The 26,852-nt window shown below is 63.2% G+C and carries 28 protein-coding genes and 3 tRNA genes; 19 read left to right on the top strand and 12 right to left on the bottom strand.

Annotated features, from left to right (window positions below):
- Positions 1 to 2: 2 nt before the first annotated feature.
- Both cobT and H163_RS0114780 read left to right on the top strand, forming a co-directional pair.
- Positions 3 to 1,904, top strand: a complete 1,902-nt coding sequence (gene cobT / locus H163_RS0114785; RefSeq protein WP_019965377.1) for a cobaltochelatase subunit CobT — start codon at positions 3 to 5, stop codon at positions 1,902 to 1,904.
- A complete protein-coding gene (locus tag H163_RS0114780; RefSeq protein WP_019965376.1) occupies positions 1,901 to 2,941 on the top strand; it encodes an esterase-like activity of phytase family protein in 1,041 nt (346 codons plus the stop codon). Before cobT ends, H163_RS0114780 begins: the two co-directional genes overlap by 4 nt.
- A gap of 9 nt (positions 2,942 to 2,950) precedes the next feature.
- On the opposite strand, the gene H163_RS0114775 is transcribed toward H163_RS0114780, so the two are convergent.
- Both H163_RS0114775 and rpmB read right to left on the bottom strand, forming a co-directional pair.
- The gene (locus H163_RS0114775) at positions 2,951 to 3,616 is read right to left on the bottom strand and encodes a VUT family protein (RefSeq protein ID WP_019965375.1); all 666 of its coding nucleotides are present in this window, start codon (positions 3,614 to 3,616) and stop codon (positions 2,951 to 2,953) included.
- Between the two features lie 16 nt (positions 3,617 to 3,632).
- Positions 3,633 to 3,929, bottom strand: coding sequence for a 50S ribosomal protein L28 (gene rpmB, locus H163_RS0114770; protein WP_019965374.1), 297 nt, complete (start codon positions 3,927 to 3,929; stop codon positions 3,633 to 3,635).
- 376 nt (positions 3,930 to 4,305) lie between these two features.
- Between rpmB and H163_RS0114765 the strand changes: the two genes are divergently transcribed.
- From H163_RS0114765 to H163_RS22920, 3 genes are all read left to right on the top strand, one after another.
- Complete coding sequence (locus H163_RS0114765; RefSeq protein WP_208975404.1) at positions 4,306 to 5,172, top strand: DUF3108 domain-containing protein; 867 nt, start codon at positions 4,306 to 4,308, stop codon at positions 5,170 to 5,172.
- A gap of 209 nt (positions 5,173 to 5,381) precedes the next feature.
- On the top strand, positions 5,382 to 6,335 hold the full coding sequence (locus tag H163_RS0114760; RefSeq protein ID WP_019965372.1) for an acetyl-CoA carboxylase carboxyltransferase subunit alpha: 954 nt from the start codon (positions 5,382 to 5,384) through the stop codon (positions 6,333 to 6,335).
- A 236-nt stretch (positions 6,336 to 6,571) separates the two neighbouring features.
- Positions 6,572 to 7,918, top strand: coding sequence for a L,D-transpeptidase family protein (locus H163_RS22920; RefSeq protein ID WP_147290462.1), 1,347 nt, complete (start codon positions 6,572 to 6,574; stop codon positions 7,916 to 7,918).
- A gap of 12 nt (positions 7,919 to 7,930) precedes the next feature.
- Here the strand turns inward: H163_RS22920 and H163_RS0114750 are convergent, their stop codons facing one another.
- Genes H163_RS0114750 through ispG form a run of 3 tightly spaced genes read right to left on the bottom strand, consistent with a single transcriptional unit; the run spans position 7,931 to position 10,872 of the window.
- Positions 7,931 to 8,662 (bottom strand): DUF429 domain-containing protein, encoded by a 732-nt coding sequence (locus H163_RS0114750; RefSeq protein WP_026355881.1) that lies wholly within the window; start codon positions 8,660 to 8,662, stop codon positions 7,931 to 7,933.
- 14 nt (positions 8,663 to 8,676) lie between these two features.
- Positions 8,677 to 9,561 carry a pyridoxal kinase gene (gene pdxY / locus H163_RS0114745; RefSeq protein ID WP_019965369.1) on the bottom strand — a complete coding sequence of 295 codons (885 nt, stop codon included), beginning with the start codon at positions 9,559 to 9,561 and terminating at the stop codon, positions 8,677 to 8,679.
- 42 nt (positions 9,562 to 9,603) lie between these two features.
- Positions 9,604 to 10,872, bottom strand: a complete 1,269-nt coding sequence (gene ispG / locus H163_RS0114740) for a flavodoxin-dependent (E)-4-hydroxy-3-methylbut-2-enyl-diphosphate synthase (RefSeq protein ID WP_026355879.1) — start codon at positions 10,870 to 10,872, stop codon at positions 9,604 to 9,606.
- Positions 10,873 to 11,109: 237 nt separating this feature from the next.
- Here ispG and H163_RS0114735 point away from each other — a divergent pair, with 237 nt between their 5' ends.
- The 4 genes from H163_RS0114735 (at position 11,110) to H163_RS0114720 (ending at position 15,065) form a co-directional block, all read left to right on the top strand.
- On the top strand, positions 11,110 to 11,880 hold the full coding sequence (locus H163_RS0114735; protein WP_019965367.1) for a hypothetical protein: 771 nt from the start codon (positions 11,110 to 11,112) through the stop codon (positions 11,878 to 11,880).
- Positions 11,881 to 12,035: 155 nt separating this feature from the next.
- Positions 12,036 to 12,818, top strand: a complete 783-nt coding sequence (locus H163_RS0114730; protein WP_019965366.1) for a 3-hydroxybutyrate dehydrogenase — start codon at positions 12,036 to 12,038, stop codon at positions 12,816 to 12,818.
- Positions 12,818 to 13,873, top strand: coding sequence for a patatin-like phospholipase family protein (locus tag H163_RS0114725; RefSeq protein WP_019965365.1), 1,056 nt, complete (start codon positions 12,818 to 12,820; stop codon positions 13,871 to 13,873). The genes H163_RS0114730 and H163_RS0114725 overlap by 1 nt, the downstream gene beginning before the upstream one ends.
- 352 nt (positions 13,874 to 14,225) lie before the next feature.
- Positions 14,226 to 15,065 carry a pentapeptide repeat-containing protein gene (locus H163_RS0114720; RefSeq protein WP_026355877.1) on the top strand — a complete coding sequence of 280 codons (840 nt, stop codon included), beginning with the start codon at positions 14,226 to 14,228 and terminating at the stop codon, positions 15,063 to 15,065.
- A 71-nt stretch (positions 15,066 to 15,136) separates the two neighbouring features.
- Here the strand turns inward: H163_RS0114720 and H163_RS0114715 are convergent, their stop codons facing one another.
- The 3 genes from H163_RS0114715 to H163_RS0114705 form a co-directional block, all read right to left on the bottom strand.
- On the bottom strand, positions 15,137 to 15,940 hold the full coding sequence (locus H163_RS0114715) for a MipA/OmpV family protein (RefSeq protein WP_019965363.1): 804 nt from the start codon (positions 15,938 to 15,940) through the stop codon (positions 15,137 to 15,139).
- Between the two features lie 175 nt (positions 15,941 to 16,115).
- Positions 16,116 to 16,190, bottom strand: a tRNA-Gly gene (locus H163_RS0114710).
- A gap of 66 nt (positions 16,191 to 16,256) precedes the next feature.
- A tRNA-Gly gene (locus H163_RS0114705) sits at positions 16,257 to 16,331 on the bottom strand.
- 259 nt (positions 16,332 to 16,590) lie between these two features.
- On the opposite strand from H163_RS0114705, the gene H163_RS0114700 reads away from it, so the two are divergent.
- The 4 genes from H163_RS0114700 to H163_RS0114685 all read left to right on the top strand — a co-directional run bounded on the left by H163_RS0114700 (position 16,591) and on the right by H163_RS0114685 (position 19,168).
- Complete coding sequence (locus H163_RS0114700) at positions 16,591 to 17,112, top strand: prolyl-tRNA synthetase associated domain-containing protein (protein ID WP_019965362.1); 522 nt, start codon at positions 16,591 to 16,593, stop codon at positions 17,110 to 17,112.
- 98 nt (positions 17,113 to 17,210) lie between these two features.
- Positions 17,211 to 18,203, top strand: coding sequence for a thioredoxin (gene trxA, locus H163_RS0114695; protein WP_019965361.1), 993 nt, complete (start codon positions 17,211 to 17,213; stop codon positions 18,201 to 18,203).
- Between the two features lie 59 nt (positions 18,204 to 18,262).
- Positions 18,263 to 18,940, top strand: coding sequence for an LON peptidase substrate-binding domain-containing protein (locus H163_RS0114690; protein WP_019965360.1), 678 nt, complete (start codon positions 18,263 to 18,265; stop codon positions 18,938 to 18,940).
- A 24-nt stretch (positions 18,941 to 18,964) separates the two neighbouring features.
- The gene (locus H163_RS0114685; RefSeq protein WP_019965359.1) at positions 18,965 to 19,168 is read left to right on the top strand and encodes a Trm112 family protein; all 204 of its coding nucleotides are present in this window, start codon (positions 18,965 to 18,967) and stop codon (positions 19,166 to 19,168) included.
- Between the two features lie 21 nt (positions 19,169 to 19,189).
- On the opposite strand, the gene H163_RS0114680 is transcribed toward H163_RS0114685, so the two are convergent.
- Both H163_RS0114680 and H163_RS0114675 read right to left on the bottom strand, forming a co-directional pair.
- Positions 19,190 to 19,513, bottom strand: coding sequence for a DUF167 family protein (locus H163_RS0114680; RefSeq protein WP_019965358.1), 324 nt, complete (start codon positions 19,511 to 19,513; stop codon positions 19,190 to 19,192).
- Positions 19,513 to 19,803, bottom strand: a complete 291-nt coding sequence (locus H163_RS0114675) for a YggT family protein (protein ID WP_019965357.1) — start codon at positions 19,801 to 19,803, stop codon at positions 19,513 to 19,515. The genes H163_RS0114680 and H163_RS0114675 overlap by 1 nt, the downstream gene beginning before the upstream one ends.
- Before the next feature lie 243 nt (positions 19,804 to 20,046).
- Here H163_RS0114675 and H163_RS0114670 point away from each other — a divergent pair.
- The 6 genes from H163_RS0114670 (at position 20,047) to H163_RS0114645 (ending at position 24,289) form a co-directional block, all read left to right on the top strand.
- Positions 20,047 to 20,122: transfer RNA gene (locus H163_RS0114670), tRNA-Ala, on the top strand.
- 236 nt (positions 20,123 to 20,358) lie between these two features.
- On the top strand, positions 20,359 to 20,826 hold the full coding sequence (locus tag H163_RS0114665) for a mobile mystery protein A (protein ID WP_040679011.1): 468 nt from the start codon (positions 20,359 to 20,361) through the stop codon (positions 20,824 to 20,826).
- Between the two features lie 156 nt (positions 20,827 to 20,982).
- Positions 20,983 to 21,483, top strand: coding sequence for a hypothetical protein (locus H163_RS0114660; protein WP_026355876.1), 501 nt, complete (start codon positions 20,983 to 20,985; stop codon positions 21,481 to 21,483).
- 119 nt (positions 21,484 to 21,602) lie between these two features.
- On the top strand, positions 21,603 to 22,007 hold the full coding sequence (locus H163_RS0114655; protein WP_019965354.1) for a YchJ family protein: 405 nt from the start codon (positions 21,603 to 21,605) through the stop codon (positions 22,005 to 22,007).
- A gap of 91 nt (positions 22,008 to 22,098) precedes the next feature.
- Complete coding sequence (locus tag H163_RS0114650; RefSeq protein WP_019965353.1) at positions 22,099 to 22,560, top strand: TspO/MBR family protein; 462 nt, start codon at positions 22,099 to 22,101, stop codon at positions 22,558 to 22,560.
- 100 nt (positions 22,561 to 22,660) lie between these two features.
- Complete coding sequence (locus H163_RS0114645; RefSeq protein ID WP_019965352.1) at positions 22,661 to 24,289, top strand: AMP-binding protein; 1,629 nt, start codon at positions 22,661 to 22,663, stop codon at positions 24,287 to 24,289.
- Between the two features lie 3 nt (positions 24,290 to 24,292).
- On the opposite strand, the gene H163_RS22915 is transcribed toward H163_RS0114645, so the two are convergent.
- Positions 24,293 to 25,402 (bottom strand): GNAT family N-acetyltransferase, encoded by a 1,110-nt coding sequence (locus H163_RS22915; protein WP_019965351.1) that lies wholly within the window; start codon positions 25,400 to 25,402, stop codon positions 24,293 to 24,295.
- Positions 25,395 to 26,825 carry a lipopolysaccharide biosynthesis protein gene (locus tag H163_RS0114635; RefSeq protein ID WP_208975403.1) on the bottom strand — a complete coding sequence of 477 codons (1,431 nt, stop codon included), beginning with the start codon at positions 26,823 to 26,825 and terminating at the stop codon, positions 25,395 to 25,397. Before H163_RS0114635 ends, H163_RS22915 begins: the two co-directional genes overlap by 8 nt.
- Positions 26,826 to 26,852: the final 27 nt, after the last annotated feature.

The following is a 26,852-nucleotide window of genomic DNA, read 5'->3' as shown; positions in this document are numbered from 1 at the left end:
CAATGGCAGGTCCGGGCAGCAACAGCGGAGCCGGGGGCAAGGGGCAGTCGCCCACCGAGCCCTTCAAGCAGGCCCTCACCGGCACCATGCGTGCCATTGCGGGCAATCCGGAACTGGAGGTCATCTTCTCCGGTGACCGCCCGGGCCTTGCCCCCAATGCGGCGCGCCTGCCCGAACCGGCCCGCAAGCCGGGCTTGCGGGAGCTGACGATCACCCGCGGACTGGGTGATTCCATGGCCCTGCGCATGGCCTGCCACGACGTGAAGGTGCATCAGCGCCACGCGCCGAAGGCCCCCGATGCGCGGCAGATCTATGATGCGGTCGAGCAGGCCCGCTGCGAGGCGGTGGGCGCGGCCCGCATGCCCGGCGTTGCCAGCAACCTCGCTGCCATGCTGGACGACAAATACGTCCGCCTTGGCTCTGCCGATGTCACCAGCCGTGAGGAAGCGCCGCTGGTCGATGCCCTTTCGCTGATGATCCGAGAGCGCCTGACCGGCGCCCCGCCGCCGCCAAGCGCCGGCAAGCTTGTCGACATGTGGCGCAGCTGGATCGAGCAAAAGGCCGGAAACGATCTCGACCGGCTCGTCACCCGGCTTGAGGATCAGGCTGCCTTTGCAGGCCAGATGCGCAACGTGCTGAAGGCGCTCGACATGGCCGATGAGGCCGGAAACGAGAACGACGATCACGACGACCCCGAAGAAAGCGACGATCAGGGCAACAGTGACAACGCGGAAACCGGCGGCGAGGCGGAAGAAGACACCGGCGGCGACGAAAGCATGCCGCAGGAAACGGAGATGACCGGCGAGGAAATGGAGGCTGGCGACACCGAAGCCTCCGAATCCGATTCCATGGAAATGGATCAGGAAGACCTCGATGCGGATGCGGAGGAGCCGGGCGAGAACCAGCGCCGCGAAGCCCCGCTGAGCAACCGCCCGGTCTCCGATTACCGGGTCTATACGCCCCGCTTCGACGAGGTGGTGACGGCGGAAGATCTTTGCGATGCGGCCGAGCTCGACCGCCTGCGCGCCTTCCTCGACAAGCAGCTCGTCAACCTGCAGAGCGCCGTGGCCCGGCTTGCCAACCGCCTGCAGCGCAAGCTGATGGCCCAGCAGAACCGCTCCTGGGATTTCGATCTTGAGGAAGGCATCCTCGACACCGCCCGCCTGACACGCGCGGTGACGGATCCGATGCAGCCGCTCGCCTTCAAGCAGGAGCGCGACACCAATTTCCGCGACACGGTGGTGACGCTGCTTCTCGACAATTCCGGCTCCATGCGCGGCCGCCCGATCACCGTGGCTGCCGCCTGTGCCGATATTCTCGCCCGCACGCTGGAGCGCTGCGGCGTGAAGGTGGAAATCCTTGGCTTCACCACCAAGGCCTGGAAGGGCGGCCAGTCCCGCGAGGCCTGGCTTGCCGCCGGAAAGCCCGCCCAGCCCGGCCGCCTCAACGATCTGCGCCACATCATCTACAAGTCGGCTGACGCGCCCTGGCGGCGTGCACGGCGCAATCTCGGCCTGATGATGCGCGAGGGCCTGCTCAAGGAAAACATCGACGGCGAGGCTCTGGACTGGGCGCACCGCCGCCTGCTGGCGCGGACCGAAAACCGCCGCATCCTGATGATGATTTCCGATGGCGCGCCCGTGGACGACTGCACCCTGTCGGTCAATCCGGGCAACTATCTGGAGCGGCACCTGCGGTTTGTCATTGATGAAATCGAGAACCGGTCGCCCGTGGAACTGATCGCCATCGGCATCGGCCATGACGTGACCCGCTATTATTCGCGCGCGGTGACCATCATCGATGCGGAGGAACTGGCCGGCGCCATGACCGATCAACTCGCCGACCTGTTCCAGGACACCAATGTGGGCGCAGTGCCCCAGCGCGGGCGGCGCAAGCGCGCATGAAGAAGACCTGGCTGGCGGCAGCAGCCGCCATCCTGCTGGCCTTCACGGGTGCGGCAGGCCTTCCGGAGGCCCATGCCGCACCACTGCTGCAGGACGGGGAAAGCCTCTCCATCCGCACGCGGCCAATCACCCAGTTTCAGCGCGGCAGCGATGCAACGCGCTTTGGCAAGCTTACCTTTCTGGGCGGGCTGGATCTCTCCTTGCCTGCCAAGAAATATGGCGGCATCTCTGCCCTGATCACGCTGGAGGGTGGCGCGTCCCATCTGGCGGTGACCGACGACGCCCGCTGGATCGCCTTCGAACTGCAGCAGGACGCCAACGGGCGCCCGCTGGGCATCACATCTGCCCGCACTGCCCTTGCGCACGACCCGAAGGGCGCCGTCCTGCAAAACAGCAAGGCCTGGGACACGGAAGGCATGACGCTTGGCATCAACGGCAAGCGGACGGAGCTCTTCGTCAGCGTGGAGCGGGTCAACCGCATCTACCGTTTTGCCTGGCCGCTGACGTCAGGCAAGGCCAAGGCCCTGTCGCAGGTGGAAACGCCGGAAGGCTTCCGCAAGCTGCGCGGCAACAAGGGGCCGGAGGCGCTGGCAGGCTCGGCCCTGTCCAGCCCGCTGAAGGGCGGTCTCGTTGCCATCGGTGAACGCCACCCGGATGCGGCGAAGAACGCCCTGCCCGGCTTCATCATCGGCGGGCCATTGGCGGGCAGTTTCGAGATAGAGCGTTCCGGCGAGTTCGACGCCACGGAGGCTGAGTTCCTGCCAAATGGCGATCTGCTGCTGCTGGAGCGGCGCTTCAACATGCAGGACTGGATCGGCATGCGCCTGCGCCGCTTCAAGGGCAGCGAGATCCGCCCCGGCGCAAAACTGAAGGGCGAAATCCTGCTGGAGGCAGGCCCGTCGCACGAAATCGACAATATGGAAGCGCTGGCCGTCCACAAGGACGCGGGCGGGCGCGTGATCCTGACACTGATGTCGGACAACAACCGCTCGCTGCTGCAGCGCACGCTGCTGCTGCGGTTCAGGCTTGATGATTGAAACAGAAGATCAGCGGGAGAGCGGCGCGGAACCTGCGTCCTGCATCGGCCGGATGAACGCAAAGAGAATGCGGTAGGGCGCCAGCAGGAACAGCGCCACCGCCAGCTTCACCGTCAGATCACCCAGCGCCCAGGAAATCCAGCGCGGCAGTTCCGCGGCGAAGATGCCGAAAAGCGGCGCGTTTTCGACGGCGAAGTCATCATGATAGCCGAGCAGGCCGGTGAAGAGCGGCGAAAAGGCAATCGAGAAGAAGATCAGCGTATCGACCACCGAGCCGATAACCGAAGAGACGAGCGGCGCTTTCCACCAAGCGGCGCGGCGCAGCCGGTTGAACAGCGTCACATCAAGAAGCTGGGCAATCAGGAAAGCCGAGCCGGAAGCCACCGCAAGGCGCGGCGTTGCCAGAACCACCGAAAGGGCAACTGCCAGCACAAAACCGGCATAGACCACCCGGCGCGCAGCGGCAGGGCCGAAGCGCCGGTTGGTGAGATCGGTGACAAGGAAGGCAGCCGGATAGGTGAAGGCACCCCAGGTCAGCAGGTCGGCCAGCACAAGGCCGCTCACCGTTCCCTCAACCGGGAACTGGACCAGAAAATTGGAGGCCACAACGACAATCGCCATCGCAAGGACTGCGATGGCGATATCACCATTGGAAATGGCGTTTGCCTTGCTCATCCGGCAGCGGGCCGTATCAGGCCGCAGCAGCAGCGGTCTGACGGCGCTTGACTTCTGCCTTGATCAGCCGTGCCTTGGTGGACAGCTCGCAGTCAGCCGCCTTCAGGAGGAAGGCATCCAGGCCGCCGCGGTGCTCGACCGAGCGCAGGGCATGGGCGCTGATGCGCAGCTTGAAAGTCTCACCCAGCGTGTCGCTGATCAGCGAAACGTTGCACAGGTTCGGCAGGAACCGGCGACGGGTCCTGTTGTTGGCGTGGGAAACATTGTTCCCGGACATGACGTCCTTGCCGGAAAGCTCGCAACGGCGTGCCATTGGATCACCCTTTTTCTACTGGCCGGGGCCGCTGGGACCCGGTACGGTTACAGCCGGTATGGAGCGGACCGCGAGGTCCGGCAACATCAAAACCGGCTCATTTCGGAAAAATCTGGCTCCCTATACTGGCCTTGGCGGCCAGCGTCAAGGCTTCACCGCCTCAGGAAAGCGAAAGCTGCAAAATCCGATGCAGGATGCCGGAAATTAACCAAGCGGTTACCATACCACCGAACAATTGGCATGATGATGCCATCCGCTGCGCGCCAGCCGCGCCGGAAGCACCGATAGAATTCGCCAGGCAGGCAGCAACGGGGCGGCGGCTCCTGCCGGGAAAGGTTGTCACCGGGCACCGGACGAGGTGCCGAGGAGGTTCGACGTGTCGAGATATGTACTGAGCAGAAAGGCCGGAACCTTGCCCGCCACCCTTCGTGCGCTCGCCCTCACCTGCGCCGCCGCCCTGCCCGTTTCGATGGCTTCCGCAGACGCTGACGCCAAAACCGCCCGCATCGGCGGGCTCTACGACATCACGGTCGCCGGCCTTGTCATCGGCAAGGGCAGCATGTCCATCGTGCTGCAGGGCAATGCCTATTCCGCCAAGGTCGGACTTGAGCCTGCCGGCATCGGCAGCCTGTTCTCCACCGGACGCGGCGGGGCGGAAGCCACCGGCTGGCTGGTGGGGGGCAAGGTGGTGCCATCCAAATATTCCATGGCCTCGCAGGCAGCCAACCGCGATTTCTACGTGCTGATGACGCAAGGCTCCGGCAACATCCGCGAGGCAGAGGCCGCGCCCCCCTTCAAGCCGGTGCCGGACCGCATCGAGATCACCAGGAAGCACCAGCAAAACGCCATGGACCCGCTGAGCGCCGCCGTAATGCCGGTTGCCACGGGCAAGGACGCACTGGGGCCTGCCGCCTGCAAGCGCAAGCTCCCCGTGTTCGATGGCTGGACCCGCTTCGACATCCAGATGGAATACAAGGAAATCAAGGAAGTCTCCGGCCGTGGCTATGACGGTCCTGTCGTCGTCTGCGGCGCGCGCTGGAAGGCGATTGCAGGCCACCGCCCGGGCAAGGAATCCGTCAAGCAGATGGAAGAGGCCCAGATGGAAGCCTGGCTGGCGCCAATGGGCCGCAATGACGTGCTCATTCCCTACCGGATCGTCATGCCCACGGCGAGCGGCCAGATGATCGTGGAAGCCACGAAGCTGAACATCGACGGCCCAGGACAGGATCAGGCCGCCCGTTGAAAGCCCGGACTTCCGGTCTTTTCAGGACAGACCCCGGCGGTTTTGCCGGGGATCGCTTGCACCATCCTTAACCTCCTGATACAGCCGCGCTTGACTCATGGGATCTTGCTCTCCAGTGTCGCGCCACAACATTAGACCCGGGACACACGGCACGCGAAGGGTCCAGCCTCCTCCGGGCAGGACTGCAGCGGCCATCAGGTAAACGGTTCATGCACAGCTATCTGGAATTTGAAAAACCCGTCGCCGACATCATCGGCAAGGCCCAGGAACTGCGTGCGCTGGCAGCGACCGGCGAAGCGGTGAACGTGGACGAGGAAGTCGGCCGCCTTGAGGCCAAGGCCAGCCAGACCCTCAATGACCTCTATTCCAAGCTGACCCCCTGGCAGAAGACGCTGGTGGCCCGCCATCCGGACCGCCCGCATGCGGCCCATTACATCCAGGGCCTCATCGAGGACTTCACGCCGCTGGCCGGTGACCGCAAGTTCTCCGACGATCAGGCGATCATTGCCGGCTTCGGCCGCTTCCGGGGCCAGTCCGTCGCCATTCTGGCGCAGGAAAAGGGCTCGGACACGGAAACCCGCCTCAAGCACAATTTCGGCATGGCCCGCCCCGAAGGCTACCGCAAGTCGGTGCGCATCATGGATCTCGCCGACCAGTTCGGCATTCCGGTGCTGTCTTTCGTCGATACGGCCGGCGCCTATCCGGGCCTTGGCGCGGAAGAGCGCGGCCAGGCGGAAGCCATCGCCCGCTCCACCGACCGCTGCCTCAGCCTTGGTGTGCCGAACATCGCCACCGTCATCGGTGAAGGCGGTTCGGGCGGCGCCATCGCCATTGCCGCCACCAGCAAGGTGCTGATGCTGGAACACGCGATCTACAGCGTGATTTCGCCGGAAGGCGCAGCCTCGATCCTGTGGCGCGACAGCGCAAGGGCGCAGGAAGCAGCGACCAACATGAAGATCACTGCGCAGGATCTTCTGAAACTCGGCATCATCGACGGCATCATCGAGGAACCGGCGGGCGGCGCCCACCGTGCCCGCGAGACGGCCATCGACCGCGCCGGCAAGGCGATTGACGAGGCGCTTAAGTCTTTCGAGGGCCTGTCTGCTGATCAGGTGCGCAAGCTGCGCCGCGACAAGTTCCTCGCCATCGGCCGCAGCCTCTGAAAGCTGCGCGGATGTGACCTTCAAAAACCGGCGCAGGACAACCTGTGCCGGTTTTTTTGCATGAGAAGGCCTCATCCGCTGCATCCCCCTGTTTTCTCTACGCTGATTTATGATCCCGCATGGTCCTGCCATCTTGCGGAAGACAAGGCGGCACCTTACCCTTGTGCGAATGATGGCTTTGTCCGCTCCTGACGGCGGCAAGGCAGCTTTTCTTTCAGGTGTGACTGCAGATGGGCATGATTGCCTTTCCGAAACCTACAGCCCGCAAGGTCATCCGCCTGGCTGGCGCTCTGGCTTTGGCCGCGCTTCTTGCAGGCTGCCAGTCGGGGGATGAATACGTTGCCTTCGGCCCCAAGCATCTGCGCGAGGTGCGCCCAGCCATCAAGGCGAAGTTCACCGAACTGAAGATGGATGCGCGCTCGCCCATTCTGATCCGCATCTTCAAGGAAGAAAGCACGCTTGAAGTCTGGAAGCAGAACCGGGAGGGCCGCTTTGCCCTGCTCGAAACTTTCGAGATCTGCAAGTGGTCCGGTGAGCTCGGTCCCAAGGTCAAGGAAGGCGACCGGCAGGCACCGGAGGGGTTCTACGAGATCACACCGGGACTGATGAACCCCAACTCCAGCTACCACCTTGCCTTCAACATGGGCTTTCCAAATGCCTATGACCGGTCGCACAACCGCACCGGCACGCATCTGATGGTGCATGGCGCCTGCTCGTCGCGCGGCTGCTATGCCATGACCGATCCGCAGATCGAGGACATCTATGCGCTGGCCCGGGACAGCTTCAAGGGCGGGCAGCGGTCGTTCCAGGTGCAGGCGTTCCCCTTCCGCATGACGGCGGAGAACATGGCGCGGCACAATGACAGCCCGCACATGGACTTCTGGCGCATGCTGAAGGTGGGCTATGACCACTTCGAAGTGACGAAACAGACACCGAAGATCGATGTCTGCGAAAAGCAGTATGTGTTCAACGCCACGCCGCTGATGGCCAATGTGCCCTTCCGCGCAACGGCCCAATGCCCGGCCTATGAAGTACCGCAGGCCATCCGTGTTGCCGTGGAAGCCAAGCAGAAGAAGGACGCCGAGGCCTTCCAAGTGGCGATGGCCAATATCCGGGAAGAGGCGGAACGCGAACAGCGGGCCAAGGAACGGGCGGCCATGATCGCCGCCATCGTCAATCCGAAGTTCGGCAGCGACGACAAGCCGGAAGAGGCGGCGCAAGACGCACCGGCAGAGCCCGCAACGGCAGAAGCTCCCGCCGGTGCACCTGCGGCCCCGGGCTCCACCGGTGGCGTCTTTGCCAGCCTGTTTGCTTCAAAGCCTGCCCAGACGCCGGTTGCGGCAGAGCAGGCGCCCGGCCAGCCCGCAGAGACGGTTGCCAGCACGGCAGCAGCCACTCCTCCGGCATCACCAGCGGCAGCAGACGTGACCGCAACGGCCTTTGCCCCGGAGGCTCAGGCTGCCGAGCAGAAGCCAGGCTTCTTCAAGCGCTGGCTCAGCTTCGGCAGCTCCGAAGAAGAAGATGCCACCCCGCCTCAGGTGGACCTGACCACCGTCGCCACGGCGCCGAAGGTGAAGCCTTAGGCCCGCAGCATCTCACGCCCAGATGGCAATGCGGTGGCCGCAGCTGTCGCGGGAGAAATCCTTCGGGAATGGCTCTGCATGACCTGCCAGAATGCGCAGGGCCATGACGGCATTGACGCTGGCATCGAGAAAATCATCCGCCCCTGCCCCGCACGGCGGCTTCTGTGACAGGAACGCAGGCTCAAGCCCGTGAGCGGCCAGACAGGCGCGGCGCTCGTCCATGCCGTCCGGATTGATGCGGCTCTTGATCTTTTTCGGCAGGCTCATGGGCGCGCCGCCATTGAGCCGCCAGAAGGCCACTTCCGGGTGCACCTCGAACACGCGCTCTTGCCGCTCACCGGCCAGAGCCTTGTCCAGTTCCCGGATTTTCGGGAAGAGATGGAAGGCCTGTTTTGACACCTTGCGCGGCGGCTCGGAGGTTTCCTGCGCGATCCGGCAGGCTTCCCGGTAGTCTTCGCAATAGACCGCGGCACGGGAAGGCACGGAAAACACCGAGGACTGGCGCATGCCCAGAAGCGGGCGCACATGCCGTTCCGGCCCCCGCCCCTCGGGGCCGATCCGGTCCGGCAGGCCGATGGGCATGTCCACCGCCACAACCTCAAGCCGGGGCTGAAGCGCCAGAAGATCCGCAAAGCGGGGCGTCACCAGCACCTGCGGCTGCGCTGTCAGGCTTTCGTCAAGAATCACCGCGATCCAGCCTGCCGGACAGCCATCAACCCCGGCTACCCGTCTGGCCTGAGACATGGAGCCCGGCCCGGTCATCGCGCGCCGGCGCTCTCCATCACCCGGCGGGTGCTGACGAGTGCCATGGGGCGGCAGAGTGTCTGCTGTTCGGCGGCGTAAAGCAGCTCGTTGGCACCCTGCTTCACCGTGCGGGCAACCAGCTCGAACACGGAAGCGGCAGCGCGCACCAGCGCCTCGTCCTCATCCATGCCTTCCAGCAGACGGGCCATGAACAGGGCGGAGAAGAAGTCCCCCGTGCCATGGGGCGGATTGTCGATGGCCGCGTGTTCGGCCGCAACGGCGCCGCGCTTGCCCACCAGCAGGTTGGAGATGGAATTGCGCCGCATCGCCGGGGCCGAGGTGACAACCACCCGTTCCGGACCCAGATGCCGCGCGGCGGACAGGGCCTGCAGCTCCGAATCGGTTGGCCGCCCGGTCAGCCAGGCCAGCTCGTAACGGTTGGGCGTCGAGATATCGGCCAGCGGCACCAGCTCGTCGCGGATGGCGGCAGCAGTTGCCTCCGGCACATAGAGGCCTTCCAGATCACCGATCACCGGATCACACAGATAGGTCACTTCGGGGCGCACCTTCCGCAGCGCCTTGATGAGGCGGGCGACGGCAGAGGCCTGTTCGGGCGAGCCTAGATAGCCGGTGATGACCGCGCCGATCTCCGGCAGGAAGGGGGACGCGGCCAGATCCGCCGTGATGGCATCGAAATCCGTCATCGGCGCAACGATGCGCTGACCACGCCCAACCAGCGGCTGCCAGGGCAGCAGGATGGTCGGCAGATACCACACCGGGAAGCCCAGACGCTCCAGTGCAAAGACCGCACCGCGACCGCCGACACTGCCGCGCACCACCTGTGACGTGATCACCAGAATGGCCGGCTTTGTGCCGCCGTCCTTCACCGCATTCAGCATTCCGGCAACTCCTGTTTCAGCACTGCAGCCGGGAGGGCGAACTCACTCCTGCACAGCGGAGGGCAATTCCAGCGGCTTGCCCGAGCCGTATTTCTGCTCGATATAGCCCAGCACCATGGCCTTGAAGTCGTCCGCGATTGAGGGGCCGCGCAGGGTCATGACCTTCTCGCCGTCGATGAACACAGGCGCAGAAGGCGATTCGCCCGTGCCCGGCAGCGAGATGCCGATGTCGGCGAACTTCGATTCACCCGGCCCGTTGACGATGCAGCCCATCACCGCGACGTTGAGGTTCTCCACCCCAGGATACTGCTCGCGCCACACAGGCATCGACACGCGGATATGCTCCTGAATGTCGCTGGCCAGCTCCTGGAAGACGGTGGACGTTGTCCGCCCGCAGCCGGGGCAAGCCGCCACCACCGGCACGAAGGCGCGGAAGCCCATCACCTGCAGCAGTTCCTGCGCCACCTGCACTTCGCGCGAGCGGTCACCGCCCGGCTCCGGCGTCAGCGACACGCGGATGGTATCGCCAATGCCCTGCTGCAGCAGAATGCCCATGGACGCCGCCGAGGCGACGATGCCCTTGGTGCCCATGCCCGCTTCGGTGAGGCCCAGATGCAGCGCATAGTCGCAGCGCGCCGCCAGATCCGCATAGACGGCGATCAGGTCCTGCACATTGCTGACCTTGGCCGACAGGATGATCTTGTTGCGTGCCATGCCGAGGCCTTCGGCGCGCTCGGCCGAAAGAAGCCCGGACTGGATGATCGCCTCGCGCATGACGGCGGAAGCGGCAATCGGATTGGCGCTGGCGGCATTCTCGTCCATCAGCTTCGTCAGAAGCTCCTGATCGAGCGAGCCCCAGTTGACGCCGATGCGTACCGGCTTGTCATATTTCTGGGCGATATCGATGATCTGCGAGAACTGGGTATCGCGCTTGGCCTTGAAACCCACGTTGCCCGGATTGATGCGGTACTTGGCCAAAGCCTCGGCACAAGCCGGATGGTCCGCCAGCAGCTTGTGGCCGATATAATGGAAGTCGCCGATCAGCGGCACATTGATGCCGATGCGCTCCAGCCGCTCGCGGATGCGCGGAACGGCCGCAGCAGACTCGTCCCTGTCCACCGTGATGCGCACCAGCTCGGACCCGGCCCGCGCCAGTGCGGCGACCTGCGCCACGGTGGCATCGGCATCTGCCGTGTCCGTATTGGTCATGGATTGCACGACGACGGGCGCATCGCCGCCCACCATCACGGAACCCACCTGCACGGCAACCGACCGGCGCCTGGGCAGGCGCATCGGGACATACTCGCTCATCGGATCAGCCAACCTCGTATTCACCCTCCGCCCGCACCGGGGACGGGCGCTGTTCATGGCCTGATTAAATTGGCTCTCACATAAGGGCAATCAAGAACCGCACGCAAGGCGCGATGCAGCGCATCAGCGCCGCAAACTGTGATGCGCAGCACTTGCGCCGCCCCGCCGGACCGGCCTATAGACCTGATGATTGCACTTGGCATTTCCTGCAAGTGACAAGACCAGCCTGGAGCCCCCATGTATTCGGATATCCTGCATCAGTCAGCGACCCTGATCCGCCAGAACATCAACATCGCCTTCCGCATTGCCGGCGCGTGGATGGTGATCATGCTTGTGGCCGGTGCTCTGGAAGGTGCAAGCGAAGACGTCCCCGGCCTGAATATCATTCTTGCCCTGGCCAGTTTAGTGCTGACGCTGGTCAGCGGCGCCTCCATCGCCAGCGGCTGGCACCGGTTTGGCCTGCTGCGGGAACAGCCCGATCTCATCTACTTACGCTTCGGCATCTATGAGCTAAGGGTGCTGGGCCGCATGCTACAGACCTTTTTGATCGTGCTGACGCCAATCCTGGGCTTCATTCTGGTGTCGATGCAGCTTGGTGAAGTCTTCCAGGACCAAACCATGATGGTCATAACTGTAGTATTTTTCTTTCTGATTGCTGTTCTGATGTACCGCATCAGCTTCATTGTGCCGGCCTCGGCCGTTGGTCACCGCCTGCCGGTGATGGAAGCCTTCCGCATCAGCAGAGGGTATGCGGGACCGATGCTCGTGGCATCGTTTCTGCTGAGCATCCCTGTATTCCTGCTGCTAGGCCTTGCCTTGGCTGGCGGATATCAGATCCTTGCTGGAGGCTCGGTCATTCTCGGGACTGTCATACTGTCTGTCTTCGGTGCACTGCTGCAGATCACCACCACCACCATCGGTCTTGCCGTGGTCACTGTCGCCTACAAGGATGTGGCCGAGCGGCTGTGGGCCGAAAACCCCGGCAATCCGATGTTCGCCCAGCACTGACGGACAGCTGCAAGCAGGCAGGGCAGCGCCCTGCAAAAGCTCAGGCTTTCATTACCGATTTGTCACGCAACCCCATCAGCGCAACTGCGTTGTTGCAGTGCAAGGCAGCTTCATGTGAAGCTGCCGCCGGAATGAGGTCAGGGAGCCTGAAAGACATGCTGAAGAACAGAAACGCCGTCATCACCGGATCCACCTCCGGCATCGGCCTTGCCTATGCGCGGGCGCTGGCAGCCGAAGGCGCCAATGTGATGATCAACGGCTTTGGCGACAAGGACAAGATCGAGGCCGAGCGCTCCGGCATCGAAAAGGACTTCGGCGTCCGCTGCATCTATTCGCCCGCCGACATGACCAAGGGCGACGAAATCGCCGCCATGATCGCAACGGCAGAGAAGGAATTCGGCAGCGTCGACATCCTGATCAACAACGCCGGTATCCAGCACGTGTCGCCGATCGAAGAGTTCCCGGTCGACAAGTGGAACGCGATCATCGCCATCAATCTGTCGTCCGCCTTCCACACCATCCGCGCCGCCCTGCCGGGCATGAAGGCGCGTGGCTGGGGCCGTATCATCAACACCGCCTCCGCCCATGCGCTAGTCGCCTCGCCCTTCAAGTCCGCCTATGTGGCCGCCAAGCACGGCATTGCCGGGCTGACCAAGACGGTTGCGCTGGAAGCTGCCGAAAAGGGCGTCACCGTCAACGCCATCTGCCCGGGCTATGTCTGGACGCCCCTCGTCGAGGCCCAGATTCCCGACACGATGAAGGCGCGCAACATGACCGAGGACGAGGTCAAGCGCGAGGTGCTGCTGAAGGCCCAGCCGACCAAGGAATTCGTCACCGTGGAAGAGGTCGCGGCAGTTGCCGTCTTCCTGTGTTCGGATGCAGCAAAGTCCATCACGGGCACGCTGCTGCCCGTCGATGGCGGCTGGACGGCCCAGTAATGACAGAGGCCAGAAAGCGGAAAGTCCCGCCGCGCAAATCCGCGCCGGGGCGCAAGGTCATCAATCTGGCCCTTCAGGGGGGCGGCGCCCATGGCGCCTTCACCTGGGGGGTGCTGGATTATCTTCTGGAAGATGACCGCTTCGAGATTGACGGTATCAGCGGCACTTCAGCAGGCGCCATGAATGCGGTGGCCCTGGCTTGCGGCCTGCACGAGGGGGGCGTGGAGGGTGCCCGGGAGCGCCTGCGGACCTTCTGGAAGAAGGTGAGCCAGCACGCCTATCTCAGCCCGATCCGCCGCTCGCCGCTGGACATGGCCCTTGGCCAGTGGAGCCTCGACTTCTCGCCGAGCTACATTGCCATGGATCTCATCTCCCGCTTTGCCTCGCCCTACGAGTTCAATCCGCTCAACATCAATCCGCTGCATGAGGTGCTGAAGGAGATCATCGACTTTGACTCCGTCCGCGCCTGCGGGCGTGTGCGGGTGTTTGTGTCGGCCACCAATGTGCACACCGGCAAGATCAAGGTCTTCAGCGGAGACGAGCTGACAGCCGATGCCGTGATGGCCTCGGCCTGCCTGCCGCAGGTGTTCCAGGCGGTGGAGATCGACGGCGTGCCCTACTGGGACGGCGGCTACATGGGCAACCCGCCGCTCTATCCGCTGTTCTACGAGACCGGCACGCAGGACCTGCTGCTGGTGCAGATCAACCCGATCGAGCGCAAGGAAACCCCGAAGACGGCCCGCGAAATCCAGAACCGGATGAACGAGATCACCTTCAATTCCACGCTGTTGCGCGAAATGCGGTCCATCGAATTCGTGCTGCGCCTTCTGAACGAAGGCAAGCTGAATGAAGAGGACTACAAGAAGGTCAATTTCCACCGCATCGACGGAGAAGCCCTGAAGCCGCTGCAGGCCTCCTCCAAGTCCAATGCGGAATGGGCGTTTATCGAGGAGCTGTTCTCCATCGGCCGCAAGACCGCAGCAGACTGGGTGGAGCGCAATTACGATGCCGTAGGCGAACGCTCGACTGTCGATCTGCGCTCGGAGTTCCAGTGATTAATAGAAATTAACTGGAATTCGCATTTTGCCATGCATAATAAAATCAATAACAAAGATAAACATCATTAAACCAAATAAAACGCACGAAGATCAGTTTTATCGACAAAGAAAACCTTTTGGAAACCACTCCAATCCTAATGTCGGGAAGCTGATTGTCAGGTTGTGCGTCGTCAGCGATTGCGGACGGAAGGAAGTGGCACTGCGACCCGCTACTTCCTTCCGGCCCGCAGCACTCTCCCCCTCCATCCTTGAAATGCAGACCGGGACAAGATGTCTTGGTGTGCAACTCTGTGCTTTGCGCCCGGCCCGGTGAGGGCTAAAAGAGGCCCGGGGGCGCAGGAGGTTGGACATGGCACTGCGATTGACATCGAAACTTGCAGGAGCGCTCATCCTGCCGGCCCTCGCCTTGCTGCCTCAGGGCTCTGACAGCGCCTTTGCACAGGCTGCAGCCCCGCAGTTCGATCAGATTACCGCACAAAATGGCTGCCCCGGCTGCGACCTCAAGCTTGAAAGCCTGCGCGCATTGAAGCTGGACATGCCGGATTTCACCGGCGTCAACCTGCGCGAGGCCGATCTGAAGGAGGCCATTCTCACCGGTGCAAGGCTTGCCGGTGCTGACCTGCGCCGGGCGGAGCTGGAGCGCGCCAACCTCGATGGGGCCGACATGACCCGCAGTTCCATGCGCGGCGTGGATCTGGAGAAAGCATCCCTGATCAAGGCAAGGCTGTCCGGCTCAGACATGCGGGACGCGGATCTGAATGATGCGGTGCTGACCAGCGCCAAGCTGGACAACACGGATCTGCGCAGCGCCACACTGACCCGCAGCATAGCCATCGGCGCCAATTTCACCGGCAGCAAGATGGATGGCGCGGATCTGGAGCGCGCCGACCTCAGCAGCGCCATGCTGGACAATGCCCGCCTGCCCTATGCCGATCTTGACCGGATCATCGCGGTGGATGCCAGTTTCCGCAATGCGGATCTGAGCGGCACGCGCATCACCAGTGGCGATCTGACCGGTGCAGATCTCTCGAACGCCAATCTGACGGGCGCCCTGCTGCGCAACACGAGGCTTCCGGGTGCAAAGCTGCAGAATGTGCGCGGGCTTGACCCCAAGCGCATGATCAACCTGTGCGGTGACGCACGCACTGAACTGCCTGACGGAATGCCCCCGCTCAAACCCTGTTCGTGAGCCGCCGGAAAACAAACAAAAGGGCCGCCACCGGACGGCCCTTTTTCATTTCTGCCGGCACATGAGCCAGCTCAGAATGCGTCGAACGAGAACCGGTAGGTGACGCCGGTGCCGATGGTGTACTGGTTGCGGCTGCCGCGGTTGCGGACAATCGGGCTGCGGGCCGCATCACCGATCAGCCGGTCATAACCGCCTTCCACATGCAGCTTCACCTGATCCGTCAGATCATAGCTGGCGCGGGAGGCAACGCCGATGCTCTTGAAGCCGCCGCTGGCGCGGAACTCGTTCAGGCCGCTGGCGCGGGCCTCTGACTGCGAAACGCTGAAGTAGGTGTCCATGTAGCGGCTGGAGGCAAAGCCAAGGCGGGGGCCGGCGCTGAGCTCCAGCTTCGGCATCGGCTTCATGATCAGGTCAGCGCCGATCTGACCGGCCTGCCCCTTGTGACCGTTGAATCCCTGGCGCAGCTCGCCGAACACCCGGAACCCTTCGCCCTGGAAACCGGCACCCAGGCCTGCTTCCAGTGCCCAGTCCACCTTGCGGGTGCCGCTGAGCTTGGATGTATCGGTCGGACGGCGCTGTCCGATGAAGTTGAAGGATGGATAGAAATAGATGCCCGTGCGCGCCTGCCCGTCTGCCACCTGCCCCAAAATCGGCAGATAGAAGCGGCTGACATAAATCAGCGGCACCGGCGAAACGAGATAGGTGTCTGCGCCATCATAACGCGGCTTGACCAGGGCGCCGACGCCAAGGTCGAGGACATACTGATGACCGGAACCACCGCCGGACGAGCCGTAGGAATAATCCTGGGCAACAGCCGGAAGAGCGCTGCCGGCAAGGGCGGAAGTCAGGGCGAGAAGAGCGAACTTGCGCATCATGGGCGGGGTCTGTCCTGAACGAACTACTGATTGGGACCGATTATAGGGCAAATTGCGATAAAGAGATTACCAAAAAGGTAATTTTAACGAGCTGTTGCCAATGCGCACCGCACGGACTTGCGGACGCCTGTGCGGACAATAAAAAAGGCCGCCTTGCGGCAGCCCTTTTCGAAACTGGAGCGGGCGATGGGATTCGAACCCACGACCCCAACCTTGGCAAGGTTGTGCTCTACCCCTGAGCTACGCCCGCACAAATCCGGCAAGCCGGATGGGTATCCTCAATGACGCTGGACCAGATTACCGATTGACCGGAAACTGGAGCGGGCGATGGGATTCGAACCCACGACCCCAACCTTGGCAAGGTTGTGCTCTACCCCTGAGCTACGCCCGCTTAAGCGCCGCAGAAAGCCGCCTTGCGAAGGCCCGCCGCTGAGGTGGGCTGTATATGAACCAAGCCGCCTGCGAATGCAACAGGCTTTTTTGACCCGGCTACGGCTTTTTCCGCCGTGTGGACGAGCTGTGGACAGAAGGCCGCGGCGCGCCATTTGCCTGCTCCCCGGAAGCCTTGCCGCGCAAGACCCTGATCAGCTAGAAGCATGGAAAGAGAGCGATTTTGCGGCCCCAGCGGCGGCCGGAGAGCGGGAGACGGCATGATGGCAACACGCAGCGAGCTGCTGGCATTTCTGGATGATCTTGGGCTTGAAACCAGCACCACGGATCACCGGCCGGTGTTCACGGTGGCGGAATCCGAAGACGTGCATGCCATGATCCCCGGCGCCCACACGCGCAACCTCTTCCTGAAGGACAAGAAGGGCCGCATCTTTCTGGTGGTGGTGCTGCATGATGCCACGGTGGATCTGAAGCAGATCCACACGCTGATCGGCGGACAGGGCCGCGTCTCCTTCGGCAATGCTGACCAGCTGATGGAATGCCTTGGTGTGGTGCCGGGCTCCGTCACGCCCTTTGGCCTCTACAACGACCGGGAAGCGCAGCGCGTGACGCCCATTTTTGACGCGGCGATGATGCAGCACGAGGTGCTGAACTTCCACCCGCTGTCGAACGACGCCACCACCACCATTTCCCGCGACGGCCTGCTGGCCTTTGCCCGCGCCTGCGGGCATGAGCCGCAGGTGCTGGCGGTCACGGAAGAGGCGAAGGCGCAGGGTTTGTAATTCCCCCGCCGCCGCGCCATGTTAAAGACAAAGCGAACTCCTGACGGCTCACGCGCCATGCTGTTGAGCCGTCCTTGTGACGACAAGGGAAAACGACGATGAGCGGTGGAAACTTCAGCATGGGCGGTCAGGCCGGCGGCTCCTTTGGCGGCAGCTACGGCGGCTCCGGCTATGGCAGCCAGCAGGGCCAGTCTCAGGCGCCAGCTCAGGCGGCAGGCGCAGACAATCTGATCTTCGACGTCACCACCCCCACCTTTGCAAAGGCTGTTCTGGAAGCCTCGCGCAGCCAGACAGTGCTGGTGGATTTCTGGGCCCCCTGGTGCGGCCCCTGCCGCCAGCTGACCCCTGCACTGGAAACCGCCGTCAAGGCCGCCAAGGGCGCCGTGCTGCTGGCCAAGATGAACATTGACGATCATCCGGAAGTGGCGGGGCAGCTCGGCATCCAGTCGATCCCGGCCGTCATTGCCTTCAAGAACGGCCAGCCGGTTGATGGCTTCATGGGCGCCCAGCCGGAAGGCCAGATCAAGGCCTTCATCGAGCGTGTGGCGGGCCCTGCCCCTGCCTCGCCGGTGGACACCTATCTGGCCGAGGGCGAGGCCCTGCTGGAGGCCAAGGATTACGGTCAGGCCGCCCAGATGTTCGGCGGCGTGCTGCAGATGGACGGCGCCAACACCCGCGCCCTTGCCGGTCTTGCCCGCTGCTATCTGGGCGCCGGGGATCTGGCCCGCGCCCGGCAGGCGCTGGAGATGATCCCGGAAGAGGCCCGCAAGGACGCCGCTGTCATCGCCGCCTTTGCCGCACTGGATCTGGCCGAACAGGCCGAACAGCTGGGCGACCTTGCCGGACTGCAGGCAAAGGTGGAAGCCAATCCGGATGACCATCAGGCCCGATTCGATCTGGCGCTGGCGCTGAACGGGCGCGGCGACCATCAGGGTGCCGTCGATCAGCTGATTGGCATCATCCGCCGCGACCGCAGCTGGAACGAGGATGGCGCACGCAAGCAGCTGCTGCAGTTCTTCGAGGCCTGGGGCCCGAAGGAGCCGGCCACCAATTATGGCCGCCGCAAGCTGTCGTCAGTGCTGTTCTCCTGACCTATATGTCCCTTGGCGGGCGTTTGTCCGCCAAGGGACAATCCATGCGAGGTGACACGATGAAGGCGGGAAACGCGAGCTACACGAGTATCAAGGACCTGCCCGCGACGCTGCCCGTCTTTCCGCTGCCCGGCGCCTTGCTGCTGCCGCGCACCCAGCTGCCGCTGAACATCTTCGAGCCGCGCTATCTGGCCATGGTGGATGCGGCGCTCGCCGGCCAGCGGCTCATCGGCATGGTGCAGCCATCTATCACTGACGTGCAGGACGGATCAAAGCCTGCGCTGTCCCGCGTCGGCTGCGCCGGGCGGATCACCTCGTTTCAGGAAAGCGGCGACGGCCGCTATCTGATCTCGCTTCAGGGGATCGCCCGCTTCCGCATCGCCGAAGAGCTTCCGGCCATGACGCCCTTCCGGCAGGTGGCCTGTGACTTCCTGCCCTATCTGCCCGATCTGGAGACCGGCCGCGGCGAAGGCGAGGTGGACCGGGAAGGCCTCCTGCGCGCCTTCCGCGCCTATCTCGACGCCCATGACATGGAAGCGGACTGGGACAGTGTGGAGCGGGCCGAGACGGAAGTGCTCGTCAATGCCCTGTGCATGATGAGTCCCTACGGCCCGGCGGAAAAGCAGGCCATGCTGGAAGCCGCCGACCTCAAGACCCGCGCCGAAACACTTGTCGCCATCACCGAGATTGACCTGGCGCGCAGCGCAGGCCATGAGGGTGGCCCGACCCTTCAATAAGCCTCGAAAGACTGGAACGCCCAGATGACGGAAACCGCCGCTTCACACAGTGCCAGACAGATCGACCGCAAGATGCTGGAGCTTCTCGTCTGCCCGCTGACCAAGACCACGCTGGAATATGATGCCAATGCACAGGAACTAATCTCCCGCGCCGCCAAGCTGGCCTATCCGATCAAGGACGGCATCCCGATCATGCTGCCGGACGAAGCGCGCAAGATCGAAGACTGATCGCCGCTCTGCGCGAACGCCTCACCCGCCGCACACCGCCTCAAGCGCTGCCATCAGCGCTTCGGGCTCGCCGGAGACGTGCAGCGTCTTGATGCGGGCGGTGGAGCCCGCCTGCAGCGCCACGGCGGACTTCGGCAAGCCGAGGGTCTTGGCCATCAGCACTTCAAGCGCGGCATTGGCCGCGCCCTTTTCCGGCACGGCCCGCACCCGCGCCGCCAGCACCTGGCGGCCATCTGAGAGCGCCGACAGGCCATCGACCCGGTCGTGACCGGAGCGCGGCGTCAGGCGCACATCGACGCTGACCCCGCCCTTGACCGGACGCCAGGGCCGTTCCGGCCCCGCCATCACGAAAAAAGACGATAGAGATAAATTGAAATCACGTTCTGAAGCAGGAAGATCAGCAGCAGCAGCACGATGGCCGAAAGATCCAGCCCGCCGACGGAAGGCACCACACGGCGGATCGGGCGCAGCAGCGGCTCGGTGAGAGCATAGAGCGTCTGTCCAATCGTAGCCACGAACTGATTGTTCGTGTTCACCACATTGAAGGCATAGAGCCACGAGAAGATCGCGCTGGCGATGATCACGTAGGTATAAAGCTGCAAGACCAGCATGACCACATTCAGAATGGCGAGCATGATTAAGTTCCGCTTTGCAATGACGTTCCGTTCTGCATGATGTAGCGGCGCACAGGTGCCGCCGCAAGGCATCATCTTGAACAGGATTAAGTGACGGGCCTTTGCAGTCCCCCTGACCTGCACGCAGCGTCTCCGGGACGGGCCTGAACACGCGCCCGAACCGCACCAGCAGGAAACGGCAGGGCGTAGAACCACGTGCTTGACAGATCTTCGGAGCCCCTCCTAAATTCCGCCACCTGCTCAGGGGCCGTAGCTCAGATGGGAGAGCGCTGCAATCGCACTGCAGAGGTCAGGGGTTCGATTCCCCTCGGCTCCACCAGCAGGTTCTTTATTTTGATTTTCCATTCAGTTTCAAATCTGTGACGCGGCAGGTCCAGCCACCTGCGCGCCCATTCTGCGCGGCCTGCCATAAGCACGCATGGGCAAATCTGATTGCCTTCTGACGCCCAAGCACGGCGCCATCACCGTTCATATATCGATGCATATCCCTTTTGACACATAATGGATATCAATCCATACTCTTTCACTATCAGAAAGAATATGGATGAATATACCATGCCAAGCGTCAAAGACACCGCAATGCGCCAGTATGCAAGGCTTCTGGACCGGGCCGGAGAGCAACTCGGGCAGGTGCCCCCTCCTGCCGGAGGCTGGATTGCGGCCATGCGCAAGGCTCTCGGCATGTCCGCTCCAGCGCTGGCGCGGCGGCTGGGCGTGACAAAGGCGGCGGTCTATCAGGCAGAACGCAAGGAACTGGAGGGCGGCGTAACCCTGCAGCACATGGAGAAACTGGCCAGGGCTCTGGGCGGGCGCTTCGTCTACGCCATCGTGCCGGAGGGCAGCGTGGAAGAGATGCTCGAAGCCCAGGCCCGCAGCAAGGCAGAAAGCATCATCCGCCGCGCCAGTGCACATATGGCACTGGAACAGCAATCCCTCACCCAAGACCAGATTCAGGCCGAGATCGGCCGGCTGAGCAGCGAGATATTGCGTGAGAGGCCTTCGGACTTCTGGGAGAAACCCTGATGTTTACGGAGCCTGAAGGCGCAACACCTCTCGACCCGGACGAAATGGAAGGGTTCCTGTTCAGGCAAAACAAAATATATCACGTAGACACAAATCAAGGTTGAGTTTCATCAAGAAAAATCACAAAATAGCACAAAAAATAGCAGGCCACCAAATATGAACAAATACATCCTATCTGATGCCATAAAATACATTGAGATTTATTACGACAAAGCAGAAAGAGTGTTGGCAAGAATTATTTTTTCAATTTTACTATCTCGAATTACGGAAAATCGACTCGAATTGATCAAAAAAGCAAGAGCATCAATTAAAATTTCCATACTAGTATCTATAGTAATGATTATTTACTCTATAATATACCTAAATGCAAAGACTCTAATCATAAGCGGAATGCTAATTGATGTGGCTGGATTAGCCCGAATATTCATTGATGACGAGTGGTCAGATATACTTACGCTTTACACAGACGAAGAAAAATATCCCTACGGGCCACCCTCCCACATAATGAGAGAACTAACCGAAGACAACGATATAGATTTATTCGATGAAAACGAAAAAGAAACAGAAACAATGGCAAGATTTATGTATTGGAAGAGGGGACTGGTTATGATCTTTATCGGATTTCTCATTCAGATGACCGGAACAATTCTTCAATAAAAATATCGATTTTAAAATACTCGCTTTTACAAAAGATCGTCAGCTTTGCCCACCTCGACGCCCCCTCCCATCCGCGCTAGATATCAGCCCCTGATCCTTTCCATTGCGGGCCTCCCCTCATGACTGATGCATCCCCCTGCCCCTGCGGTTCCGGCCAGGCCCTTGCGCTGTGCTGCGGGCCGGTGCTGGCGCGCAAGGCTGTGGCGGGGACGGCGGAGGCACTGATGCGCTCGCGCTATAGCGCCTATGTGATGCAGGACATCGCCTATCTGAAGGACACGCTCTGGCCGAAATATCAGCCGGGCTTTGACGAGGCGGCCACCGCCCGCTGGGCATCGGAGAGCCGGTGGACGGGGCTCAAGGTGCTGCAGACCACCGGCGGCGGAGCGGATGACCGGGATGGAACGGTGCTGTTCGAGGCGCGTTATCTGTCTTGTGCACAATTGCACATACACCGGGAACTCAGCCGTTTCCGCAAGAAATCCGGCCGCTGGTACTATGTCGAGGCCATGGAGGAGACATGAGCGCGGCAGCCCGCCACGCCGGTGCTGACTGATCTGAGGGAACAGACGGAACGGGACGCGAACCCCATTTCCAAACCTCTGGAGACACGTAATGACACGCAAGCCACCGCTCCCCCTTCTCGCCGTCTTCCTTCTCATCAGCGTCGGCGGCGGGCTGCTGATCGGCGCCACGAACCTGCCCGGCGACTGGTATGCCAGTCTCGCCAAACCCTCCTTCACCCCGCCCAACTGGCTCTTCGGCCCAGCCTGGACCGTGCTCTACATCCTCATCGGCATTGCCGGCTGGCGCAGCTTTGGGGGCGGCGCAGGCTCCACCCTGTTCCGGCTGTGGGTGCTGCAGATGGTGCTCAACTTCGCCTGGAGCCCCACCGTCTTCACCCTGCACCGGCTGGATGCGGGGCTCGGCATCATTCTGGCGCTATTGGCCGCGATCCTCGCCTTCATCGGGGTGGGCTTGGGTCGTGACAGGCTGGCCGCCCTGCTCTTCGTGCCCTATGCCGCATGGGTCAGCTTTGCCACGGCGCTCAACCTTGCACTGGTGCAGCTGAACTGACCCAACCTTTGGCCCGGTGGGCTGTCAGCTTTACCAAGGTTATTGCACCGCAGCACGGAGGGGGATAGGCTCCGCCTCCGGTTTGTGACGGGACAAGGCCATGCTTCAGCGGGCAGAAGATTTCGGCAGCTTGCGGCGCCAGTTCACCTGGCAGCTGCCCGAGCGCTACAACATTGCATCTTCCACCTGCGAGGCATGGGCCGCCGCCGAAGCAGACCGGCTGGCCATCCGCGAGATCGGCGAGGACGGCAAGGCCACGGACTGGAGCTACTCGGCGCTTGAGCGCGCCTCTGCACAGCTTGCCAACGCTCTGTCTGCAAAAGGCATATCGCAAGGCGACCGGGTGGCGCTGCTGCTGCCGCAATGCGCCTGGACGGCGATTGCCCATCTCGCCATCTACCGCATGGGCGCCATTGCCGTGCCGCTGGCGGCCCTGTTCGGCCCCGAGGCCCTGCGCTACCGGCTGGGCGATTCCGGTGCGCGGGCGCTGATCACCAATGATCAGGGCCTTGCCAAGGTGCTGCCGCTCAAGGCGGATCTGCCGGGGCTGGAGCTGCTGATCACCACCGGTGCGCCGGAAAGCGGCAGCGAGAGCCTTTCTGCCTTGTGTGCAAAGGCGCGGGACAGCTTCACCACCGTAGCATCAAGCCTCCATGATCCGGCACTGATGATCTACACCTCCGGCACCACCGGCCAGCCCAAGGGCGTGCTGCATGGCCACCGGGTGCTCTTGGGCCATCTGCCGGGCATCGAGCTGTCGCAGGAATTTCTCGGCCAGCCGGGCGACCTGCTGTGGACGCCGGCCGACTGGGCCTGGGCGGGCGGGCTGCTGAATGCGCTGTTCCCGGCCCTGCATCTGGGCGTGCCGGTGATTGCCAATGCGGCCCGCAAGTTTGACCCGGAGGCCGCCTTTGCGCTGATGCAGCGGGAAGGCGTGCGCAATGCCTTCATCCCGCCCACGGCGCTGAAGATGCTGCGGGCGGTGGACAGCCCCGGCAGGCGCTTCCGCCTTGCCCTGCGCAGCATCGGGTCTGCGGGCGAGTCGCTGGGCCGTGAGGCCTATGACTGGGCGAAGGCTGAGCTGGGCCTGCCCGTGAATGAGTTCTACGGCCAGACCGAATGCAACGCGGTGCTCGGCTCCTGCGCGGGGCTCGGCATCAGCCGGGCGGGCGCCATCGGCGTTGCCATTCCCGGCCATGAGGTGGCGGTGATCGATGAGGGGGGCAATCCCCTGCCGCCCGGCACGCTGGGACAGATCGCCATCCGCCGCCCCGATCCGGTGATGTTCCTCAGCTACTGGAACAAGCCGGAGGCCACGGCGGAAAAATTCATCGGTGACTGGATGACGACCGGCGATCAGGGCGAGATGGACGCCGATGGCTATGTCTATTTCACCGGGCGCGATGACGACCTCATCACCTCTGCCAGCTACCGCATTGGCCCCGGCGAGATCGAGGATTGCCTGTTGACCCATCCGGCGGTGGCGCTGGCCGCCGTCATCGGCAAGCCGGACCCGCTGCGCACGGAAATCGTCAAGGCCTATGTGGTGCTGGCCGAGGGGCACAAGCCCTCTCCGGAGCTGGAAGAGGCGATCCGCGACCATGTGCGCCAGCGCCTGTCGGCGCATGAATATCCGCGCGAGATCGCCTTCATCAAGGAACTGCCGATGACCACCACCGGCAAGATCATCCGCCGCACCCTGCGGGATCTGGCGCGGGAAGAGGGCTGAAGATCACCTTCGCCGCAAGATCCGCCGCGCCAGCGCCTTGGCGGCGCGGAAGGCGAAGGCATCCAGCCTGTGCAGCCGGTGCAGCAGAGCGCCCGCCGCACCGCGCAGCAGCACGGGATGGGCATAGGCCATGCGCCCGCGCCACAGGGGCTCGATCATCGGGTGGCCGGGCACCGCAAGGGAATCGCCGCCGAGCGGCAGCAATGGGTCGGCGAGCGTCTGCCGCATGGCATGCAGGGCCAAATGCTGGCCGGGCGAAAAGCGGGCGAAGCCCTCGTCAAAGGCAATCTTCCAGGCAAAGGCACGGCCGCCTGACTTGATAACCGCGAGCAGGGCCAGCGGCCTGCCATCAAGCCGCATCCGGTCCAGCCGCAATCCATCCTGCCCTGCAAGCCGGGCAGCGAATCCTTCCGCAAAGCGATGCGTTGCCTCGCGGCTAGCGAGCGCCGTTGCGCCCCTGCCCTTCCAGCCGGAACGCTCCAGCGCCAGAAACTCTGCCATGGCGGCCAAGGCTTCGGCACCTCGCAGGCTGTCGAAGACCAGTTCACCGTCTTCCGAGAGACGGCGCTTCAGTCGCTCCATCTCCTTGCGGCGTTTGGTGGTCAGGGCAGCGGCAAACTGTGCCTCGCCGTCTGCCCCGCCATCATGAGACGCGCGCTCTTCCACCTGCCCTTCCAGCCAGTGCCAGTTCCTTGCAGCCGCCTTCAGCCGCTCCGTCACGGCACCGGCCACGGGCAGGAACGGCAGGCGCAGAAGGAGCGAGCTATTAGCAGCTGTCTCCAGCAGCAAGGCCAGCGCTTCATCCGGCGCCTGCGGATGCACCAGAAGAACACCAAGCGGGCCATATTCTGCCGCCCAGAACGTCCGCTCCCGGAAGAGGAAACCGCAGCGCCGTAGCGCAACGGGAGCCGCTGCCAGCCAGCGCCCGCCACCCCTTTCGCGCACCACGGCAAGCCTCAGGTCAGACGGCCCGAGATGGGCGGCATAAGGCACAAGAAAGGCCGGAGAGAAGAAGGGGTTGGGGCTCAACGCCTCCCCCACGAGCACATCCCACTCCGGTGCATCGGCCACCGGCAGCAGCAGGCCTTCCAGTGATGCCTTTGTCTCAGCCATGCCGCCCCTCCCGGCTCAGAGCGAGGGAGAAGGCGAAAGGGGCAAAGGGCAGCACGCCCAAACGGCGGCGGGCGACGAAGATGAGCGCCAGCGCCTCCCCGGTGATGGCAAGGGATGTCGCAACAGCCGCGCCCATCAGCCCGAAAGGCGGGATCAGCAGCAGGTTCAGCCCTACATTGAGCACGAAGACGCCGGAATAGATCGCCGCACAGGCCTTCTGCAGGCCGCACATGGTGAGAAGCGCATCGGCAGGCCCGGCGCTGGCCCGCGCCAGTACGCCGATGAGCAGCACGGCAATCAGCGCTGTGCCCGCCTCGAACCCCGGCCCGAACAGCGCCAGCAGAAAGGGCGCAGCGGCGATGAGCACGGCAGCGGCCGCCACCGAGGGCCAGAAGGTCCAGAACCCGGCCCGGCGCACATAGGCCTCGAAGGCTGCGCGTCCGGCAGCATCATGGGAAGCCACGTGCAGGGCAGCAAAGCGGTGGGCGGAGGCGGCGCGCACGGCGAAATAGATGAAATGCACCAGCGCCAGTGTTTTTGAGGCGGCAAAATAAACCGCCACCTCGTCCGGGCTCTGCCAGAAGCTGACCATGATCACATCGGCGCTGGTGACGAGTTGCAGAAAGCCCTCCACCAGCAGCATCGGGAGGGAAACCGCCAGCCACAGGCGCGGCGCATGGGCACCCGGGCCGCGCGGCAGCTGCAAGCCGGTCACCCGGTTCAGCCGCCACAGCTGATCCAGTGCCACAAGCGCACTGGCAATGGCCCCGGCAAGCACGGCGGTGGCTGCATCCGGGACAACACCGGCCTGCATGGCCAGAAACAGCAGCAGCAGGATCAGCAGAGGCCGCCAGATAAAGCTTGGCATCAGGCCGAGATCCGGCCGGTCATGCGCTCTGGCAATGCCATCTTGCACGCCCGCGAGCGCAAAGAACGGCAGGGCCAGCATCGCCAGCATGAGGGGCTGCACATAGGCCGGATCAAGAAGGGGACGCAGCACCAGCACCAGCAGCGCCACACCGGCGCCAATGACACAGGCCGTTCCAAAAACAAGGATCCGGCTGGTGAAGAGATAGCCGCGCAGCAGCGCGAGCGCCCCTTCGCTGCTGTAAAGCGGGATGAAGCGGCCCGCCGAAGAGGAAAAGCCGAGGCAGGCGAAGACCGACAGGATCATCACCATGGTCCAGACGACCGAGTAGATGCCGTAGTCAAATGCGCCCATCCAGCGGGCCATCAGCACCTGCGCCACATAGGCGAGCGCAGCACCGGCAACGCGGATGGCCAGCGTCACCAGTGCAGCCTTGCGGGCACCTGCGCCCGCAAGCCGCAGCCAGAGCCGCCGAAGACCCGTCGCCTGTTGCCCGGCCTTTCCGCCGCCGTCTTGCGCCTGCACCAGCTCCAGCCCCACTGCACATCCATCCACCGCGCGATCCTGCCACGGCGGACTTAA

The organism is Pannonibacter phragmitetus DSM 14782, from assembly GCF_000382365.1.
Taxonomy (GTDB): domain Bacteria; phylum Pseudomonadota; class Alphaproteobacteria; order Rhizobiales; family Stappiaceae; genus Pannonibacter; species Pannonibacter phragmitetus.
Note: the sequence above shows the minus strand (reverse complement) of the source record. Positions and strands in the feature narration are given on the sequence as shown.

What these genes read in the sequence shown, in the direction of transcription:
- H163_RS0114675 (WP_019965357.1), bottom strand. Translation starts at nt 19,803, where the DNA reads ATGCTCGCCATTCTGAATGTGGTCATGCTGGTCTTGCAGCTTTATACC.
- H163_RS0114750 (WP_026355881.1), bottom strand. Translation starts at nt 8,662, where the DNA reads ATGTCTCAGGCCAGACGGGTAGCCGGGGTTGATGGCTGTCCGGCAGGC.
- H163_RS0114730 (WP_019965366.1), top strand. Translation starts at nt 12,036, where the DNA reads ATGCTGAAGAACAGAAACGCCGTCATCACCGGATCCACCTCCGGCATC.
- H163_RS0114715 (WP_019965363.1), bottom strand. Translation starts at nt 15,940, where the DNA reads ATGATGCGCAAGTTCGCTCTTCTCGCCCTGACTTCCGCCCTTGCCGGC.
- H163_RS0114680 (WP_019965358.1), bottom strand. Translation starts at nt 19,513, where the DNA reads ATGGCGGGGCCGGAACGGCCCTGGCGTCCGGTCAAGGGCGGGGTCAGC.
- ispG (WP_026355879.1), bottom strand. Translation starts at nt 10,872, where the DNA reads ATGAGCGAGTATGTCCCGATGCGCCTGCCCAGGCGCCGGTCGGTTGCC.
- cobT (WP_019965377.1), top strand. Translation starts at nt 3, where the DNA reads ATGGCAGGTCCGGGCAGCAACAGCGGAGCCGGGGGCAAGGGGCAGTCG.
- H163_RS0114660 (WP_026355876.1), top strand. Translation starts at nt 20,983, where the DNA reads ATGAACAAATACATCCTATCTGATGCCATAAAATACATTGAGATTTAT.
- H163_RS0114650 (WP_019965353.1), top strand. Translation starts at nt 22,099, where the DNA reads ATGACACGCAAGCCACCGCTCCCCCTTCTCGCCGTCTTCCTTCTCATC.
- H163_RS0114720 (WP_026355877.1), top strand. Translation starts at nt 14,226, where the DNA reads ATGGCACTGCGATTGACATCGAAACTTGCAGGAGCGCTCATCCTGCCG.
- H163_RS0114780 (WP_019965376.1), top strand. Translation starts at nt 1,901, where the DNA reads ATGAAGAAGACCTGGCTGGCGGCAGCAGCCGCCATCCTGCTGGCCTTC.
- pdxY (WP_019965369.1), bottom strand. Translation starts at nt 9,561, where the DNA reads ATGCTGAATGCGGTGAAGGACGGCGGCACAAAGCCGGCCATTCTGGTG.
- rpmB (WP_019965374.1), bottom strand. Translation starts at nt 3,929, where the DNA reads ATGGCACGCCGTTGCGAGCTTTCCGGCAAGGACGTCATGTCCGGGAAC.
- H163_RS0114665 (WP_040679011.1), top strand. Translation starts at nt 20,359, where the DNA reads ATGCCAAGCGTCAAAGACACCGCAATGCGCCAGTATGCAAGGCTTCTG.
- H163_RS0114735 (WP_019965367.1), top strand. Translation starts at nt 11,110, where the DNA reads ATGTATTCGGATATCCTGCATCAGTCAGCGACCCTGATCCGCCAGAAC.
- H163_RS0114655 (WP_019965354.1), top strand. Translation starts at nt 21,603, where the DNA reads ATGACTGATGCATCCCCCTGCCCCTGCGGTTCCGGCCAGGCCCTTGCG.
- H163_RS0114725 (WP_019965365.1), top strand. Translation starts at nt 12,818, where the DNA reads ATGACAGAGGCCAGAAAGCGGAAAGTCCCGCCGCGCAAATCCGCGCCG.
- H163_RS0114645 (WP_019965352.1), top strand. Translation starts at nt 22,661, where the DNA reads ATGCTTCAGCGGGCAGAAGATTTCGGCAGCTTGCGGCGCCAGTTCACC.
- trxA (WP_019965361.1), top strand. Translation starts at nt 17,211, where the DNA reads ATGAGCGGTGGAAACTTCAGCATGGGCGGTCAGGCCGGCGGCTCCTTT.
- H163_RS22915 (WP_019965351.1), bottom strand. Translation starts at nt 25,402, where the DNA reads ATGGCTGAGACAAAGGCATCACTGGAAGGCCTGCTGCTGCCGGTGGCC.
- H163_RS0114760 (WP_019965372.1), top strand. Translation starts at nt 5,382, where the DNA reads ATGCACAGCTATCTGGAATTTGAAAAACCCGTCGCCGACATCATCGGC.
- H163_RS0114690 (WP_019965360.1), top strand. Translation starts at nt 18,263, where the DNA reads ATGAAGGCGGGAAACGCGAGCTACACGAGTATCAAGGACCTGCCCGCG.
- H163_RS0114685 (WP_019965359.1), top strand. Translation starts at nt 18,965, where the DNA reads ATGACGGAAACCGCCGCTTCACACAGTGCCAGACAGATCGACCGCAAG.
- H163_RS0114775 (WP_019965375.1), bottom strand. Translation starts at nt 3,616, where the DNA reads ATGAGCAAGGCAAACGCCATTTCCAATGGTGATATCGCCATCGCAGTC.
- H163_RS0114700 (WP_019965362.1), top strand. Translation starts at nt 16,591, where the DNA reads ATGATGGCAACACGCAGCGAGCTGCTGGCATTTCTGGATGATCTTGGG.
- H163_RS22920 (WP_147290462.1), top strand. Translation starts at nt 6,572, where the DNA reads ATGATTGCCTTTCCGAAACCTACAGCCCGCAAGGTCATCCGCCTGGCT.